General features: G+C 70.3%; 14 protein-coding genes, 3 tRNA genes and 1 pseudogene. 10 read left to right on the top strand and 8 right to left on the bottom strand.

What is annotated here, in order from left to right; translation table 11 throughout:
* Positions 1–151 precede the first annotated feature (151 nt).
* The 3 genes from ACIPC1_RS37060 to ACIPC1_RS37050 all read left to right on the top strand — a co-directional run bounded on the left by ACIPC1_RS37060 (position 152) and on the right by ACIPC1_RS37050 (position 5,552).
* The gene (locus ACIPC1_RS37060) at positions 152–2,122 is read left to right on the top strand and encodes a hypothetical protein (RefSeq protein ID WP_402525540.1); all 1,971 of its coding nucleotides are present in this window, start codon (positions 152–154) and stop codon (positions 2,120–2,122) included.
* A gap of 639 nt (positions 2,123–2,761) precedes the next feature.
* Positions 2,762–4,357 (top strand): N,N-dimethylformamidase beta subunit family domain-containing protein, encoded by a 1,596-nt coding sequence (locus ACIPC1_RS37055; protein WP_402525403.1) that lies wholly within the window; start codon positions 2,762–2,764, stop codon positions 4,355–4,357.
* Between the two features lie 259 nt (positions 4,358–4,616).
* Positions 4,617–5,552, top strand: coding sequence for a phosphoribosylaminoimidazolesuccinocarboxamide synthase (locus ACIPC1_RS37050; protein WP_402525401.1), 936 nt, complete (start codon positions 4,617–4,619; stop codon positions 5,550–5,552).
* Between the two features lie 57 nt (positions 5,553–5,609).
* Here ACIPC1_RS37050 and ACIPC1_RS37045 read toward each other — a convergent pair.
* From ACIPC1_RS37045 to ACIPC1_RS37010, 8 genes and pseudogenes are all read right to left on the bottom strand, one after another.
* A tRNA-Gly gene (locus ACIPC1_RS37045) sits at positions 5,610–5,685 on the bottom strand.
* A 23-nt stretch (positions 5,686–5,708) separates the two neighbouring features.
* Positions 5,709–6,338, bottom strand: a complete 630-nt coding sequence (locus tag ACIPC1_RS37040) for a response regulator (RefSeq protein ID WP_402525399.1) — start codon at positions 6,336–6,338, stop codon at positions 5,709–5,711.
* Positions 6,335–7,762 (bottom strand): sensor histidine kinase, encoded by a 1,428-nt coding sequence (locus tag ACIPC1_RS37035; protein ID WP_402525538.1) that lies wholly within the window; start codon positions 7,760–7,762, stop codon positions 6,335–6,337. The genes ACIPC1_RS37040 and ACIPC1_RS37035 overlap by 4 nt, the downstream gene beginning before the upstream one ends.
* A 23-nt stretch (positions 7,763–7,785) precedes the next feature.
* The gene (locus tag ACIPC1_RS37030; protein WP_402525536.1) at positions 7,786–8,529 is read right to left on the bottom strand and encodes an ABC transporter permease; all 744 of its coding nucleotides are present in this window, start codon (positions 8,527–8,529) and stop codon (positions 7,786–7,788) included.
* 323 nt (positions 8,530–8,852) lie between these two features.
* A pseudogene (locus ACIPC1_RS37025) lies at positions 8,853–9,821 on the bottom strand (ABC transporter ATP-binding protein); the annotation flags it as partial.
* A 181-nt stretch (positions 9,822–10,002) separates the two neighbouring features.
* A tRNA-Gly gene (locus ACIPC1_RS37020) sits at positions 10,003–10,078 on the bottom strand.
* A gap of 79 nt (positions 10,079–10,157) precedes the next feature.
* Positions 10,158–10,229, bottom strand: a tRNA-Gly gene (locus ACIPC1_RS37015).
* Between the two features lie 224 nt (positions 10,230–10,453).
* Positions 10,454–10,771, bottom strand: coding sequence for an Lsr2 family protein (locus ACIPC1_RS37010; RefSeq protein WP_384378416.1), 318 nt, complete (start codon positions 10,769–10,771; stop codon positions 10,454–10,456).
* A gap of 361 nt (positions 10,772–11,132) precedes the next feature.
* Here ACIPC1_RS37010 and purS point away from each other — a divergent pair, with 361 nt between their 5' ends.
* From purS to ACIPC1_RS36975, 7 genes are all read left to right on the top strand, one after another.
* Entirely contained in the window at positions 11,133–11,396 is a 264-nt protein-coding gene (gene purS / locus ACIPC1_RS37005) for a phosphoribosylformylglycinamidine synthase subunit PurS (protein ID WP_005482678.1), read from the top strand.
* A complete protein-coding gene (purQ, locus tag ACIPC1_RS37000) occupies positions 11,393–12,097 on the top strand; it encodes a phosphoribosylformylglycinamidine synthase subunit PurQ (RefSeq protein ID WP_402525395.1) in 705 nt (234 codons plus the stop codon). Before purS ends, purQ begins: the two co-directional genes overlap by 4 nt.
* Positions 12,094–14,352: a phosphoribosylformylglycinamidine synthase subunit PurL gene (gene purL / locus ACIPC1_RS36995; protein ID WP_402525392.1), complete on the top strand. Its 2,259-nt coding sequence runs from the start codon at positions 12,094–12,096 to the stop codon at positions 14,350–14,352. The genes purQ and purL overlap by 4 nt, the downstream gene beginning before the upstream one ends.
* Before the next feature lie 110 nt (positions 14,353–14,462).
* A complete protein-coding gene (locus ACIPC1_RS36990; protein WP_402525390.1) occupies positions 14,463–14,960 on the top strand; it encodes an ArsR/SmtB family transcription factor in 498 nt (165 codons plus the stop codon).
* A 35-nt stretch (positions 14,961–14,995) separates the two neighbouring features.
* Complete coding sequence (locus ACIPC1_RS36985) at positions 14,996–15,880, top strand: M23 family metallopeptidase (RefSeq protein ID WP_402525388.1); 885 nt, start codon at positions 14,996–14,998, stop codon at positions 15,878–15,880.
* Positions 15,881–15,890: 10 nt separating this feature from the next.
* Complete coding sequence (locus tag ACIPC1_RS36980) at positions 15,891–16,691, top strand: sterol carrier family protein (protein WP_402525385.1); 801 nt, start codon at positions 15,891–15,893, stop codon at positions 16,689–16,691.
* Positions 16,692–16,762: 71 nt separating this feature from the next.
* The gene (locus tag ACIPC1_RS36975) at positions 16,763–17,566 is read left to right on the top strand and encodes an META domain-containing protein (RefSeq protein ID WP_402525383.1); all 804 of its coding nucleotides are present in this window, start codon (positions 16,763–16,765) and stop codon (positions 17,564–17,566) included.
* Positions 17,567–17,579: the final 13 nt, after the last annotated feature.

Genomic DNA, 17,579 nt, shown 5'->3' with positions numbered 1-17,579 from the left:
AAGCGTTCCGGCACTTGGCCCACCGGCATTGCGATGTCAGTGGCGGGTGCCACAGTGGGGGAGTGAGCAACGCCAGGACATCCGCCGGCGCGGGCTGCGTGACAGCCCGGGTGGGGCGGACCGTAGGGGGTGAGGTCCGGTCGTGACAGGTATGGGTGTGGAGGTGGGCGCGCAGTCGGCGCGTTCCCGGGCTCTCGCCGTGCTGCGCATCCGCAGCAGGGCGCTGGCCGTCGCCCTGCTGCCCGCGGCCGTCGCCGTCGTCCTGCTGGCCGGCGGCTCCACCGGCCACATCACCGGCGAAGGCTGGGACACCGCGCGCGGGATCGTGACCGTCCTCGCCGCCCTGGTCCTGCTCGCCGCCGCGGGTATCGCGCTCGTCGTCGCTCGTGCCCGGCCCGCCGTGAGTCCCACGGTCGCCATCGCCGAGAAATCGGCGCCCGACCTCTACCGCATGGTCCGCGACCTGGCGGACCGCCTCGACGTCCCCGCTCCCTCGGCGATAGCGCTCACCCCGGACTGCGACAGCTGGCTGGAGGACCGCACCCACCTGTCGCACGGCCGACCGGCGCCCGAGGACAGCGACGAAACAGAAGGAGCGCGGGGCCTGCGCGGTATACGCGGGCTGTCGACGCGTTCCCGTCGAGCCGCCTCCGCCGCCCCCGTCCTCGTCATCGGGTCGCCCTTCCTGTGGTGGATGCGGGTGGGAGAACTGCGCGCGGTCCTCGCCCCGGTCGTCGCGGGTACGGGCCCGTCGGCGCACCCCGACATAGCAGCGGCGCGTCGTTTCGTACGGGGCCTGGACGCGGCCGTGGCCGTGACCTCGGCGCCCACCCGCGGTCCGTTGTCCCGGATGGTCCTGGGCGGCGTCGGTTGGGTGACTCGTCTGCTGCTGCGCAGTTGTCGGGGCCATGCGGCCGAAATGGAGCGAGGCGTGGCGGCCGCGGCGGCCGAGCGTGCACAGGCTGTGGACTACGGCCTGCGGATCGTCGCGCAGGAACAGGTGGGACTTGCGTACGCGGGCTGGGACCGACTGCTGACCCGCGTCGCGCTGCCCGCCTGGCGGATGGGCCGTTGGCCGAACCGGCTGGACGCCGGCGTCGTCGCGGCCCTCACCGAGCTGTCCCGCCGCGACCGCCTCGCCGAGGGGTTCACCTCACGGCTCGGCGAGCGCCCCGCCTGTGACCTGCTCGAAGAGCCCGGCACGGTGGACGAGGCGGCCTCACTGCTCGCCGCCCGCCTCTTCCATGGCGGTCCCGCCGAGGCCGGTCCCGACTGGGCGCCCGTGGACTGGCTGGACTACCCGGAGGAGGTCGTCGACCGCAAATGGCGCGCCGACGCTGCCCGCCTTCACCGGGTCCTGGACGCGCTGGGCATCGGGCACTCCACGAACCCGGCGACGCCCGACGCGGGCGGGCCCACGCTGGCGCGGGTGATGGATCACCTGATGGCGTCGCCGAACGACGACAGGGATGCGTCGGGCGACGACGACACGGACGTATCAAGTCGGGCCCCGCACCCGCACCCCGACCACACGCACCCCGACCACACGCACCCCGACCACACGCACCCCGACCACCCGGACCCGGACCCGGACCCGGCAACGGACCCGGATGCCGACGGCCTCGTTGCCGTCAATCGCGGGGGCGCGTACGAGGAGATGGGCATAGGCCTGGACGAGGACGACGCGGAGTTCGCCCTCGGGAACGAGCGGACGGCTGCGCTCGCGGCGGGGCTCAGTGCGGAGCTGGCGCGCGAGGAGGCGGCGGCGCCGGCCCTGGCGTCCGGGGCGCCGGCCGGGGGCGGCACCGAGCAGCAGGGGCCCGACCTGGCCTTCTGGGACGACGGACTTCTTCCCCTCTTTCCGCTTCAGCCGCCGCGGACCGGTCGTGAGTTGTTGGCCGATCATGTGACGGCCATGGTGTGCTGTGCCGCGATGGACACGGCGGGGGCTGCGCCGGGGCTCGACTGGCTCGATGGGCCGTCTCTCATCGTCGACGGCGAGCGTGCCGCCGATCTGAGTCCCCGTGTCCTCACCCTCGTCGAGACGGGTGACCCCGCCCCCCTCCGCGACTGGCTCCGCCACCTCGGCGTCCGCCCCGAGAAACCGGTCCGCCTGATCTGACCCCAGCGGTCGCCTTCCCGGCGTGAGGGGGGATGGTTTTCCTCGCCCCCTCCGCCCCTACCCATCCCGTACCTGGGGGCTCCGCCCCCAGACCCCCGGATCGCGCTGAACGCACTCGTCCTCAAACGCCGGACGGGCTGAAAGGCCCTCACCCGCCCGGAGTTGGAGAGTGGAGCTCCGCGGGTTGGGGGTCAAGAATCTCTCGCCCCGCCGGAACTGAAGAGATGACGACCGCCGGGCCGGAGCCGAAAAGCGATGCGGCCGCCCCACGGCCCGCAGCCGAACGACGGCGGAAGGGGGCGTGCTGGTACGTCCAGATGCCAGTCGCGTACGCCCGCGTCACCGGACCCCCGCACCCTTGCGCCAAGGTCTGATCCGTCGGCGACGGGCGGGACGTACCGGCACGCCCCCGACCCACCCACCAGACGGCACACCCACCCGCACCGGACGGCAACGCACCCACACCCGCACCGGACACCACACACCGATCACCGGACACCGGGCGGAGCCCCTCGTTCCACTCCTGCCAATTAGCGACGAACGGTGACGGTGTGCGTGCGTAATGTGATGTGCTGGGACCGATCGCGCACATGGCAATGGCTGACAAGGACGACGGGGGCAACAGGGAGGGGAGCTGGCATGGGGTCGGAGCAGATTCGCCGCTGGGAGTCGGGAGCACTCGCTCACGCGGTCACGGACCCCTTCGGCCAGGGGCCCGTTCCCTGGCTCCGCGGTGACGAACAGTACTTCGACGACACCGGCCACATGGTCCCGTGGTACATCGACAACGCCCCGGGCGCCACCCGCCTCCCCGAGGCGGAACGCGACGCCGGGCGAGACCCCGGGCACGACCGCAGGCCCGCGACCTCAGCCCACACCCACGCTCACACCCACACCCACACCCACACTCACGCCACCAAGGGACCCATCCCCCACCCCCGAGCCGGAGGCCCCCGCTCGGCCGACGACGTCCACCGCCAGATCAAGGGGTTCGCCTCCACCGGCGCGGCCGCCCCCGGCGAGTCCATCGACTTCCACATCACGGTGGACCCGCCCCAGGAATTCGGCGTCGACATCTACCGCATCGGCCATTACGGAGGCGACGGAGCCTCGAAGATCACCACCAGCCCCCGTCTCTCCGGCATCGTCCAGCCCCCGCCGCTCACCGCCGACCGCACGGTCTCCTGCCACCACTGGTGGCTGTCCTGGCGCCTGCAGATCCCGAGCTACTGGAACATCGGCGCGTACGTGGCCGTACTCACCACCGCGGACGGCTACCGCTCCCACATCCCCTTCACGATCCGCGACGACCACCCGGCGGACCTGCTCCTGCTTCTGCCGGACATCACCTGGCAGGCGTACAACCTCTACCCGGAGGATGGCCACACGGGGGCGAGTCTCTACCACGCCTGGGACGAGAACGGCCGTCTGCTCGGTGAGTCCGACGCCGCGACGACGGTCTCCTTCGACCGCCCGTACGCGGGCGCGGGCCTCCCCCTGCACGTGGGCCACGCCTACGACTTCATCCGCTGGGCCGAGCGCTACGGCTACGACCTCGCCTACGCCGACGCCCGCGACCTGCACGCCGGCCGGATCGACCCCACCCGCTACCGCGGCCTGGTCTTCCCGGGCCACGACGAGTACTGGTCGCCGGCGATGCGCCGCACCACGGAACTCGCCCGCGAGCACGGCACCTCGCTGGTCTTCCTCTCGGCCAACACCATGTACTGGCAAGTGGAGTTGGGCCCGTCCCCGTCCGGCGTCGCCAACCGCCTGCTGACCTGTCGCAAGCGCAGAGGCCCCGGAAAATCGGCCCTGTGGCGTGAGATCGACCGGCCGGAACAGCAACTCATCGGCATCCAGTACGCGGGAAGGGTCCCCGAGCCCCACCCCCTCGTCGTCCGCAACGCCGACCACTGGCTGTGGGAGGCGACCGGAGCGCACGAGGGCGACGAGCTCACCGGCATGGTCGCGGGCGAGGCCGACCGCTACTTCCCGCGCACCCCGCTCCCCGAGCACCAGGGCCGTATCCTCCTGGCCCACTCCCCGTACGCCGACAGCGAGGGCACCCCCCGCCACCAGGAGACCTCCCTCTACCGCGCCCCCTCCGGCGCCCTGGTCTTCGCCTCGGGAACCTTCGCCTGGTCCCCGGCCCTGGACCGCCCGGGCCACGTGGACCCCCGCATCCAGCGAGCCACCGCCAACCTCCTGGACCGCATCTGCAAACACGACTGAAGGTGCATGGCCCCCTCTGCAAACACGACTGAAGGCGCACGGCACCCTCTGCAAACACGACTGAAGGCGCACGGCACCCTCTGTAATCACGACTGAAGGCGTAAGGCCCCCTCACATGGGCCCTCACATGGGCCCCTCGCAAGGCCCCCTCGCGGGTCCCCGCACCGCGCACCCCGCGCACCCCACGTACCCCCTGGCCAGAGCCACTCCCGCCATACGGGAGAATCGAGCCAATCAGACAGAACCACGGGGAGGAACCGTGTCCGGATTCGTTGAAAAGCCCGAGCCGCTTCAGGTTCCGGGACTGGTGCATCTGCACACCGGCAAGGTGCGCGACCTGTACCAGAACGAGGCGGGCGACCTCGTGATGGTCGCCAGCGACCGCATCTCCGCCTTCGACTGGGTGCTGCCCACAGAGATCCCCGACAAGGGCCGCACGCTCACCCAGCTCTCCCTGTGGTGGTTCGACCAGCTCGCCGACCTGGTCCCCCACCACGTGCTGAGCACCGAACTCCCGCCTGGCGCCCCGGCCGACTGGGCGGGCCGCACCCTGATCTGCAAGTCGCTGCGGATGGTCCCGGTCGAGTGCGTAGCCCGCGGCTACCTCACCGGTTCGGGCCTCGTCGAGTACAAGGAGACCCGCACGGTCTGCGGCCTCGCCCTGCCCGAGGGCCTGACCGACGGCTCCGAACTCCCCGCGCCGATCTTCACTCCGGCCACCAAGGCCGCGGTCGGCGAGCACGACGAGAACGTGTCGTACGAGGAGGTCGCCCGCCAGGTCGGCGCCGAGACCGCGGCCCAGCTGCGCCAGACGACCCTGGCCGTCTACAGTCGCGCCCGCGACATCGCCCGCGACCGGGGCATCATCCTCGCGGACACCAAGTTCGAGTTCGGCTTCGAGGGACGTGCCGAGAGAAGTGCCGACGGAGGCACCGCGGCCCAGACCCTGGTCCTCGCCGACGAGGTGCTGACCCCGGACTCCTCGCGCTTCTGGCCGGCCGAGCAGTGGGAGCCGGGCCACGCGCAGCCGTCGTACGACAAGCAGTTCGTCCGCGACTGGCTGACCTCGCCCGAGTCCGGCTGGGTCCGCGCGAGCGAGCAGCCCCCGCCGGCCCTGCCCCAGCACATCGTGGACGCGACCCGCGCCAAGTACATCGAGGCGTACGAGCGCCTGACGGGCACGAGCTGGTCGTAACGCACGCCGTGGCGCACGGCAAAGGCCCCGGTCGATGACCGGGGCCTCTGGCTTCTCTGGAGCGGACGACCAGGTTCGAACTGGCGACCTCAACCTTGGCAAGGTTGCGCTCTACCAACTGAGCTACGTCCGCGCTGCGCCGTGGCGCGAGAGCAACTATACCCAACCTCGCTCGCGCGCGAGACGCACCGCCGTGTGCCGGTTCTCGGCCCCGAGCTTGGTCGCGGCGGACGACAGATAGTTCCGTACGGTGCCCTGCGAGAGCGCGGCCCGCTCGGCGATCTCCGCGACGGGCGCCCCGTCGGCGGCGAATTCGAGCACCTCGGCCTCGCGCGCGGTCAGCGGCGAATCCCCGGCGGAGATCGCGTCGGCGGCCAACTCCGGGTCCACATAACGGTTTCCTGCATGCACCGTACGGATGATCTCCGCGAGCCGCTGCGCGCTGACCGTCTTCGGGACGAACCCGCGCACACCCGCCGCAAGCGCCCGCTTCAGATGCCCCGGCCGCCCATGACTCGTCACGATCAGCACTTGGCATGCGGGCAGTTCGGTCCGCAGGGATGTGGCCACCCTCACACCGTCGGCCCCGGGCATCTGAAGATCCAGTACGGCGACATCGGGCGCGTGCGCCCGCGCCATCACCAGTGCCTCCGGCCCGGTCGCCGCCTCGGCCACCACAACCAGGTCGTCCTCCAGGCCCAGCAGCGCGGCAAGCGCCCCCCGGATCAGATGCTCGTCATCGGCGAGCAGAAGGCGTACGAGAGGAGTGGTCGGTCGGGAACTCATGAAGTGACCTCACTCACTGGAGCCGGAGCCGGAGCCGGAGCCGGAGCCGGAGCCGGAGCCGGAGCTGGAGCTGGAGCTGGAGCTGGAGCCGGAGCCGGAAGCCACCCGCCGTCCGGGTCTCCTCCCGAGAAGTCCGCCACAGGTGGAACAGATGCCACAGGTGGAACAGATGCCACCGCTTCCCCAACTGCCACAGGGAGCGCCACCACCGCGGTCAACCGGAACACACCACCTCCGACAGGCCCCGCCCGCAGCACCCCGCCCACGTCCGTCAACCGTTCCCGCAGCCCCACGAGCCCGGAGCCCCTCCTGCGCTCGGAGCCCGACCCCTCATCCTGCGCCCCATCGTGCGCCCCATCCGGCACCCCGTCGTTCTCGACAGTGAGCGTCACCCGCCCCTCCGCCACCCGCAGCGACACCGCGCACCGCCCCGCGTTCCCGTGCCGCAGTACGTTCGTCGTGGCTTCCCGTACGACCCAGCCGAGCGGCGACTGGACCTGCGGCGGCAGCCCCGGAGCCGAGCCGCTGATCCGGCAGTCGATGCCGGCGGCGGTCAACACACCCTGGGCGCCTGCGAGTTCGGTGCTCAGGTCGGCCTCCCGGTAGCCGCGTACGACCTCCCGCACCTCCCGCTGCGACTCCTGCGCGATGCGCTGCACCTCGATCATCTGGTCCACGGCCTCAGACCGCCCGCGTCGTGCCAGCTGCACGGCGAGCTCGCTCTTCAGGGCGATGACCGCGAGGTTGCGGCCCATCACGTCGTGCAGATCGCGTCCGAAGCGCAGCCGTTCCTCGGCGACGGCGAGGCGGGTCCGGGTCTCGCGGGCCTCGTCGAGCGCATAGACGGTGTTGAGCAGCCACAGGGAGAGGACGGAGGTGGACACGAGGATCCCGCCGATGAGCAACTCCGCGCCCGCCGCGCCCAGTGCCGAGGGCGCGGGGACGCCCGCCACGAAGACCAGGCCGCCGACGCCGGCCGCGGCGGCCACCACCAGGGCGAACGCGCGCCGCCAGTCGCGGATGCCGAGGGCGATGGTCCCGACGCCGAACGCCGGCACCGTCACGGACAGCATGGCCGCCGCGGACTCGGCCTCGTGGCCGCCGGAACCGTGCTCCGTGAGGACGACCGCGCCGACCGTGATCAGTACGGTCACCGCGCCCAGCGCCCACAGCAGACGTACGGGCCGGTCACGGGTACCCCGAGTCCAGTCGAGCGCACGGGACGCGGTCAGGGCGCAGCACACACTGTGGGCGCACACCGCCAGCAGGGCCCAGCCCGCGAACAGGGCCCCCAACTGACCGACCACCGGGAGCCCGATGCCGACGATCTCGATCACCGCGAAGAAGTGAAACGACCACCGGGTGTACGTCTCCACCTTCGCCGGCGTGCTCTTCCCCCGCCACCAGACCCCAGGGTTCCGCATCCGCCCGCCCTTGTTGTCGCCCCTCACCGCCGAGGTTCCCATCGGAACCACCGTCGTACAGCAAACACCGCGAGGACCGTCCAGGCCACCGCCGTGACGAGGGCGCCGAGGGTGTCGTGCGCGGAGAGGTCGCCGGTCCAGCCGCCGCGTATCAGGGTGATCACCGGGGTCAGGGGCAGCAGTTCGCAGGCCGAGGCCAGCCGGTCGGGCATGACTTCGAGGGGGATGAAGGTGCCCGAGCCGAGCAGCGAGACCATCAGCAGCGGCATGGTCGCCACCTGGGCGCCCTCCACACTCCTGCTGAAACTCGCGGTGAGCGCCGCGAGCGGGGGCCACATCACGAGGCCCAACAGCAGCCCCAGGACGGCGAGATGGGGTGCCGGCGGCGCCCCCACGTCCAGGAGTACGGCGCAGGCGGCCGTCAGGACCAGGCACTGCACCAGCGCTATCGCCGCCGACGGCAGAGCGGCGCCCGCGAGGATCTCGGCGTCCCGCAACTCCCCGGTGCGCAGCCGCTTGAGGACGAGTTCCTCGCGCCGCGCCGCGTACACGGTCACCAGCGAGCTGTAGACCGCGAAGAGGAGGGAGAAGCCGATGGAGGAGGGCAGGATGACCGACCCTGCCGACAGCCCGGTGCCCTTCAGATCCATCTGGTCGACGTTCGCACTGAGGCTGAACGGCAGCAGCATCGGCGCGAACAGCGCGGCGAGAAGCGTCGCCTTCGTACGCCCCAACAGGGTGAGCTCGGCGCGCGCCAGGACGCTCATCCGCCCCACGGCAGTGGTGGTAGCCCCCGCCGTCTCCGCACTCGTCACAGCCACCGCGCTCACGCCACCGCCTCCTTGTCCGTACGACCCTCCGTACACGCGTGTCCGCGACCTTCCGTACGCGCGTCTCCGCGAGCCTCCGTACACGCGTCTCCGCGACCTTCCGTACGCGCGCCCTCGCCCGCCCCCGAACGACCGACCCCCGAACGACCCGCCCCCGAACCACCGGCCCCCGAACGACCGGCCCCCGAACGACCGGCCCCCGAACGACCGGCCCCCGAACGACCGGCCCCCGAACGACCCGCCCCCGAACGACCGTCCCCCGAGCCACTCCCCGATTCCGCTCCCGCAGCACCCCCCGCCTCCCGAGCGATCCGCAAAAACGCCTCCTCCAGCGAAGCCGACCGCACATCGAGCCCCCGCAGCTCGACCCGCGTCCGCTCCGCCCACACCAGCAGTGCCGTGGCGGTCCGCTGGAGTTCGTGGGTGCGCAGCCGGACCGTGCGCCCCGCCGTCTCGTGCCCGGTGACGCCGAGCGTGGCGAGCGGGGGCAGGTCTCCGAGGAAGTAGCCGTCGGGCAGTTCGAAGGAGATCCGGGACGGCTGGGAGGCGGTCACCTGGGCCGGGGTGCCGGTGGTGGCGATGGCTCCCTCGTGGAGGATCGCCAGCCGGTCGGCCAGTTCCTCCGCCTCTTCGAGGTAGTGGGTGGTCAGCAGCACCGTCGTACCGCCGTCGCGCAGTTCCCGTACCAACTCCCAGGTGCTCCGGCGTCCTTCGGCGTCGAGTCCGGTCGTCGGCTCGTCGAGGAAGAGGACCTCGGGGCGGCCGAGGAGTGCGAGTGCCAGGTCCAGGCGTCGCTTCTCGCCCCCGGACAGCTGTTTCACCCGTACGCCGGACCGCCGTGCGAGCCCGACCATGTCCAGGGCCTCCGCCGTGGGGCGCGCACCACTGGTGCAGCCCGCCCACATCCGTACGGTCTCCGCGACCGTCAGCTCGGAGGGGAAACCGCCCTCCTGAAGCATCACGCCGATCCGGGGCCGTACGACCGCCCGCTCCTCGTAGGGATCGTGTCCCAGGACCCGCACCCGGCCGGCCGCCGGGGGCGCGAGGCCCTCGAGAAGCTCGACCGTGCTGGTCTTGCCCGCGCCGTTCGTCCCCAGCAGCGCGAAGACCTCACCGCGGCCCACGGAGAACGTGACTCCGCGCACCGCCTCGAAGTCGCCCCCGTACACACGCCGCAGATCCGTGACCTCGATCACGTCATCGTGCTCGTTGTGCTCATTCGTGTTCATGGATTCAGCGTCCCCGCCGACGGTCCCCGGCAGCAGTGCGCGGTGTCATCACTCCGCATGACATATGTCAGACGCCGACACGGAGGGGAAGACGGTGACACGGAGGGGAGGACGCCGACACCGAGGGGAGAACGGTGACACGACAAAGGCCCCGGTCGATGACCGGAGCCTTTGTTTTCTCTGGAGCGGACGACCAGGTTCGAACTGGCGACCTCAACCTTGGCAAGGTTGCGCTCTACCAACTGAGCTACGTCCGCATTGCCCCCGACCGGCTCTCACCGATCGGCGCGGGCACCACCTTACCTGATCCAAATGGATGGTTGGTAAGGGATGCAGAGCGGGTGACAGGAATTGCACACTGCGCCTTCCCCCTGGAAGGGGGATGTTCTGCTACTGAACTACACCCGCGTGACCCCGTGAGGTTCGGCTTTTCGGCCTTGCCCCTCGGCGTGTTCCAGACTCTAGCTGATCAGCGGGGGGTCAGCGCAAGTCGGCTTCGCCCAGGGGCGGATGACCGGCCGGACGGAGGCCTCGGCCGGTCGGCGGCCGGTCGGCAGCCGGTCAGTCGTCGGTCGGCCGACGACCGTCGGCCGACCGACGACCGGCCGTCCGCCGGTCACGGAGCCCCGGTTTCAGTGCGCCTCGGCGAACGCCTCGTAGACCTTCTTGGGGATGCGGCCGCGCGGCGGCACCTCCAGCTTGTTCGAGCGGGCCCAGGCGCGGACGGCCGCCGGGTCGGGGGTCAACGCGGTGTGGGTGTACGCCTTCCCGGACCTCGATTGCTTGCGGCCGGCCTCCAGGTAGGGCGCGAGCACCTTACGCAGTTTCTTGGCATTGGCTGGATTGAGGTCGATCTCGTACGACTTGCCGTCCAGTCCGAAGGCGATCGTTTCCGCCGCTTCTGAGCCGTCGATGTCGTCAAAGAGAGTGACCACGACACGCTGCGCCACGAATATCGGTCCCTTCGTGCGGCACCCCTGCGATCAAGCGTCATGACGTGCGGAGACGTCACGGAGTTGTCGGGGAGTTGCCGACTGTCCGGCTGTTATTGGGCAAAGTATCGGCTATTGCGATTTCCTTTGTACAGTGCCCGGCATTGCATTGTGAAGCCCGACTAAATCCTTCCGCGTGTCCGGAGGCAATGGGGTCCTGCCGCTCTTCTGCGGTTTTTCCCAGGATTTTCCGTGGAGGCCCCCGCGTCGATGCGAGATCGTGATCGGGCTCACGTAGGATTCTACGAATCTACGCGAGTAGAAATTTTGTGCGGGTAGTCTGAAGCGACCTGCTCAGCACCACACACCGGGAGTGCCAGTGGCACGCGTCGTAGTCGACGTCATGCTCAAGCCGGAGATCCTCGACCCCCAGGGCCAGGCGGTGCAGCGTGCACTGCCGCGTCTTGGTTTCGAGGGCGTCTCCGACGTACGTCAGGGAAAGCGATTCGAACTGGAAGTGGACGGACCGGTGGACGACGCCGCGCTCGCCCGCATCCACGAACTCGCGGAATCCTTCCTCGCCAACACCGTGATCGAGGACTTCACGGTCAAGGTCGAGGAAGTCGCGGAGGCGGGAAAGTGACCGCTCGTATTGGAGTCGTCACTTTTCCCGGAAGCCTGGACGACCGGGACACGCAGCGCGCGATCCGGCTCGCCGGTGCCGAACCCGTCGCTCTCTGGCACAAGGACAAGGACCTGAAGCAGGTCGACGCCGTGGTGCTGCCGGGCGGTTTCTCGTACGGGGACTATCTGCGGGCCGGTGCCATCTCGCGCTTCTCGCCGGTGATGGAGACCGTCATCGGACAGGCGAAGTCCGGAATGCCGGTTCTCGGCATCTGCAACGGCTTCCAGGTCCTCACCGAGGCGCACCTCCTGCCGGGCGCGATGCTCGGCAACAACCACCTGCACTTCATCTGCCGCGACCAGAAGCTGCGGGTGGAAAACGCGGAGACCGCCTGGACCGCCGACTACACGGCCGGCCAGGAGATCCACATCCCGTTGAAGAACATGGACGGGCGGTACGTCGCCGACGAGCGCACCCTCGACGAGCTGGAGGCCGAGGGGCGGGTCGTCTTCCGCTACCAGGCCCACGGCGCGGCCGCTGATGGGTACGGCAACCCCAACGGGTCGCTCCGTGACATCGCCGGCATCACGAACGAGGCCGGGAACATCGTCGGACTGATGCCGCACCCCGAGCACGCCGTCGACCCCCTTGTCGGTACCGGTCGTACCGACGGCCTCCCCTTCTTCACGTCGATCCTCAAGAAGCTGGTCAACGCATGAGCCGCACGCCTCTGGACACGGTCGAGAACGCGGCCGCGACCCCCGACGTCGAGCTGCCCTGGGCCGAACTCGGCCTGAAGAAGGACGAGTACGAGCGGGTCGTGGAGATCCTCGGCCGCCGCCCCACGGGCGCCGAGCTCGCCATGTACTCGGTCATGTGGTCCGAGCACTGCAGTTACAAGTCCTCGAAGGTCCACCTCCGCCAGTTCGGCGAGAAGGCCCCCCAGTCGGACGCCCTCCTCGTCGGTATCGGCGAGAACGCGGGCGTGGTCGACGTCGGCCAGGGGTACGCCGTCACCTTCAAGGTCGAGTCGCACAACCACCCCTCGTACGTGGAGCCTTACCAGGGCGCGGCCACGGGCGTCGGCGGCATCGTGCGCGACATCATCGCGATGGGGGCCAGGCCCGTCGCGGTCGTCGACCCGTTGCGCTTCGGTGCGGCGGACCACCCCGACACCAAGCGCGTGCTGCCCGGTGTCGTCGCCGGCATCGGCGGCTACGGCAACTGTCTGGGCCTGCCGAACATCGGCGGCGAGGTCGTCTTCGACGCCTGCTACCAGGGCAACCCGCTCGTCAACGCCGGTGCCATCGGCGTCATGCGGCACGAGGACATCCACCTCGCGAAGGCGTCGGGATCGGGCAACAAGGTCATCCTGTACGGGGCTCGCACGGGCGGCGACGGCATCGGCGGCGCCTCGATCCTCGCGTCGGAGACCTTCGACGACGCCAAGCCTTCGAAGCGGCCCGCCGTCCAGGTCGGCGACCCCTTCCAGGAGAAGCTCCTCATCGAGTGCACCCTCGAAGCCTTCGCCGAGAAGCTGGTCGTCGGTATCCAGGACCTCGGCGCGGCCGGACTCTCCTGCGCCACCAGCGAGTTGGCGTCCAACGGCTCCGGCGGCATGCGCGTGACGCTGGACGACGTACCGCTGCGCGACTCGACTCTCTCGCCCGAGGAAATCCTCATGAGCGAGTCGCAGGAGCGCATGTGTGCGGTCGTCGAGCCGGCGAAGGTCGACCGGTTCCTGGAGATCTGCGACAAGTGGGATGTCATCGCCACCGTCATCGGTGAGGTGACCGACGGCGACCGCCTGGAGATCTACTGGCACGGCGGCAAGATCGTCGACGTCGACCCGCGCACGGTCGCGCACGACGGCCCGGTCTACGAGCGGCCCTACGCCCGTCCGGAGTGGCAGGACGCGCTCCAGGCCGACGACGCCAACAAGCTCCCGCGCCCGGCCACCAGTGCTGAACTCAAGGACCAGGTCCTGAAGTTGGTGGCCTCGCCCAACCAGGCCTCCAAGTCCTGGATCACCTCCCAGTACGACCGCTTCGTGCAGGGCAACACGGTGCTGGCGCAGCCCGAGGACTCGGGCATGATCCGCATCGACGAGGAGACCGGACTCGGCGTCGCCATCGCCACGGACGGCAACGGCCGGTTCGCGAAGCTCGACCCGTACGCGGGCGCCCAGCTCGCGCTCTCGGAGGCGTACCGGAACGTCGCGACGACCGGCGCCAAGCCGCTCGCCGTCTCCGACTGCCTGAACTTCGGTTCGCCCGAGGACCCGGCGGTGATGTGGCAGTTCGTGGAGGCCGTCCGTGGACTGGCCGACGCCTGCCAGCAGTTGGGCACCCCGGTGACCGGCGGCAACGTCTCGCTCTACAACCAGACGGGCGAGGTGGCCATCCACCCGACGCCGGTGGTCGCCGTCCTCGGCGTCATCGACGACGTGGCCCGCCGCACCCCGGCCGCCTTCCAGGAGGAGGGGCAGCTGCTCTACCTCCTCGGCGACACCCGCGAGGAGTTCGGCGGTTCGGCCTGGTCGCAGGTCGTCCACGACCATCTCGGGGGCCTGCCTCCGAAGGTCGACCTGGAGCGTGAACGCCTGCTCGCCGAGATCCTGATCTCCGCCTCCCGCGACGGCATGATCGACTCCGCGCACGACCTGTCCGACGGCGGCCTGATCCAGGCGGTCGTGGAATCGGCGCTCCAGGGTGGCAAGGGCGCGCGTCTCGTCGTACCCGACGAACTCGACGCCTTCACCTTCCTGTTCTCCGAGTCCGCGGGCCGCGCGGTCGTCGCCATCCCGCGCTCGGAGGAGCTCCGCTTCAACGACATGTGCGGGGCGCGGGGCCTGCCCGTCACCCGCATCGGCGTCGTCGACGGCGACTCCGTCGAGGTCCAGGGCGAGTTCACCCTCCCCCTGACCGAACTGCGCACGGCACACGAGGAGACGATCCCGGCGCTGCTCGCGTAGAGCCCTACAGCTGTTGTTGGTAATCGAGGGCCCCGTCCGTTTCCGGACGGGGCCCTCGACGTGCCCGTGACCCTCTTGCTTGGTTATACGTAATTACGTAATCTTTGGTCATGGACCTGGAGCAGCGCGTCGCGGATCTGGAGCGGCGTCTCGATGCCCTGGAGAGTGCGGATCCCGCCGTGCCCGTTCCCTCCGGTGGAGACTTCTGGGCGCTCGAAGGGATCAAGGAGCAGCTCGCCCAAGTGGCGGGCGGCGGAGTGCTGTTCACGGGTGCGGTGCGGTTGCCGACCGAGGAACGGTACGAGTGGCAGTACCAGCTGCTCACCGAGCAACTGCTCGACACCGACTGGAGCGAGGCGGCCGAGGTGTTCGCCGCGCTCGGGCACCCGCTGCGGCTGCGGCTGCTGCGCGAGATCCTCGGCGGCCGATGTACGGCCACCGAACTGGCCGGGCTCGACGACGTGGGGACGAGCGGTCAGATCTACCACCACCTGCGGCAGTTGACCGCCGCGGGCTGGCTGCGGCAGGCGGGGCGCGGCCGTTACGAGATCCCGGCGGGGCGGGTCGTCCCTCTCCTCGTGGCGCTCGCCACGGCTCGCCCGGCCTGAGAAACCTTCGACCATTCCGGCACATTGGGGGAACCGTGTTAGTCCGCAAGTCCGCGATGGTTGTGTACCGGTCGCTCCAACTGACCTTCATGGCCATGGTCCTGGCAGAGCTGTTCGTGCCCGACTACCCGATCGACGGGCGGTGGACGCTCCTGCCGTTCCTGCTGTCCGTCCCCCTCGAGATGGTCCTGAGCCGGAGCGGGCCCCCGCGCAAGCGCGCCGACCGTCCGCCGGTGGAGGTGGAGCCTCCGGTCAGGGGCCGCTGGACCGCCGTGAACAGCCCGGCCAGCAGAGTGCCGAGCCATCGCACCCACGCGTACGGGCAGACGTACGCGATCGACATCGTGGCGGAACCCGAGGGCGGTCCGCGGATCCGCCCTGGCTTCGCCAAGCTATGGCCGATCGCTCGCCGCAACCGCTCCTTCCCCGCATACGGCGAGCCGCTGTTCGCCGTGGCCGACGCCACGGTGGTGCACGCCGGCAACTGGATGCGCGACCATCTCAGCCGCAACTCCCTGCCGGCGATCGGCTATCTGATGCTGATCGAGGCCTGGGTCCGGCAGACCGGCGGCGCGAGTTGGATCGTCGGCAACCACGTGGTCCTGGACCTGGGCGACGGGGTGTACGCGATGTACGGCCATCTGCGCCGCGGCTCCCTCACCGTCGGGCCCGGCGACCGGGTGCGCGCCGGTCAGCCGATCGCCCGGTGCGGCAACTCCGGCAACTCCACCGAACCGCACGTGCACTTCCAGCTGATGGACGGCCCGGACCTGGACGCGGCCCGCGGCATCCCCTTCACCTGGCGGGGCATCGGGGTGCCCGGCAGCGGCGAGACGTTCACGGCGCCGGCGACCCCCTCCCTCGCGTCCGAGGCCTCCGCCTCCCTCGCGTCCGAGGCCCCCGTCTCCCTCTCCGACTAGGCTCACCGTCATGCCCCCGGCCAAAAAACGACGCGCCCGTACGTACGACTCCGCCAGGATCCGCGCCGCGGTGCTGGCCCAGTTCGGGTACGTAAGGGAAGGCGTACGCGGCCTCGGTGACGAGGAGTTGGCGCGGCCCACGGACCTCGGGGAGTGGACCGTGAGGGACTTGGCCGCGCACGTGGCCATGGCCGTGGAGTCCGTCAGCCGGAACATCGACAGGCCGGAGCCCGGGAAGCGGGAACTCGGCCTGCTCGACTGGCCGTTCGCGACCGCCGCGCGATCCGGTGACATCGCCGAGGGCACCCGTGAGCTTGCCGGGAGCAACCCCGACCTCGACGCGCTCTACGCCCGTACCGAGGAACGGATCAAGGAGCGGCTGGCCACGGCCTCCGACGAGCGACTGGTCGCCGCCCGCACCGGTGTCATGACCCTTGGTGACTATCTCGTCACGCGCACCGTCGAGCTCGTCGTCCACACGGACGACCTGAACCGGGCCGTGCCGGGTCTCGACATCCCCTGCGACCGCCAGGCGCTTGCCGCCTGCACCCGGCTGCTCGCCGACGCGCTCGCGGTGAAGGCGCCCGGCGCCTCGACGGAGGTGCGGATTCCGCCGTACGCGGTGGTGCAGTGCGTGGAGGGCCCGCGGCACACGCGGGGCACTCCGCCGAACGTCGTGGAGACCGACCCGCTGACCTGGATCCGGCTCGCGACGGGGCGTACGGAGTGGAAGGCGGCGCTGGAGGACGCCAAGGTCAGCGCGAGCGGGGAGCGGGCGGACCTGGGCGGGCTGCTGCCGCTCATGGGCTGAGCCGCTCGGGAGGCCGCCACCCGTCATGACCTGGGTGGAACCAAATACCCCACCCGCCCCGTCACATCGGCATGTACAGGGAGCGACTCGCCCTCACCGTCCTGACCCTCATCCCGCTCGCCGTGGCCTGCGGCAATGAAACCGGTGGCGGGACCGGCGGCAGCTCGGTCGGCTCCGGCGCCCAGGCGGATGTCACCGGCGCCCACTGGACCATCGACAGCGTCACCGTGGACGGCACCAGTCACTCGGCCCCCGACGGAGCGAACGTCGAGTTCGGCGAGGACGGCAAGGTCCAGGGGAACTACGGTTGCAACCACTTCAGCGCGACCGCGACCTTCAAGGACGGCCGTATCGACCTCGGTGACCCGTCGATGACGGAGATGGCCTGCGAGGACGTCCCCATGGAGTTCGAGCAGACCCTCGCGCGCACGCTCGCCGACGGCGCCCTCACCACGGCGGCCAAGGGCGACGAGCTCACCCTCACCACCGGCGCCGGCGACCGCGTCCACCTCACCAAGGAGCAGGCCGCGCCTCTCTACGGCACCAGGTGGAACGTCACGGCACTTGGTGCCGGGGAGGTGTCCCACTCCCTCCCGGAGGGTGCCGCGCCGTACCTCGTCCTCGACAAGGCGAAGGGCACGGTCACAGGCCACCTCGGCTGCAACGACGTGTCCGCGAAGGCCACCGTCCAGGGCGGACACATCACCCTCGGGACCCCGAAGACCACCCGCATGATGTGCGACAGCTCACTCATGGAGACCGAGAAGACCCTGCTGGGCCTCTTCGACGGCAAGGTCGACTACGGGTTGGATCACCGATCCCTCACGCTGACCAGCGCAAACGGCGAAAATGTGACGGCTGTCGCCGGTAAGTGAACCGTCAGAGTCC

The organism is Streptomyces sp. NPDC087263 (genome assembly GCF_044744645.1).
Classification (GTDB): Bacteria; Actinomycetota; Actinomycetes; order Streptomycetales; family Streptomycetaceae; genus Streptomyces.
Note: the sequence above shows the minus strand (reverse complement) of the source record. Positions and strands in the feature narration are given on the sequence as shown.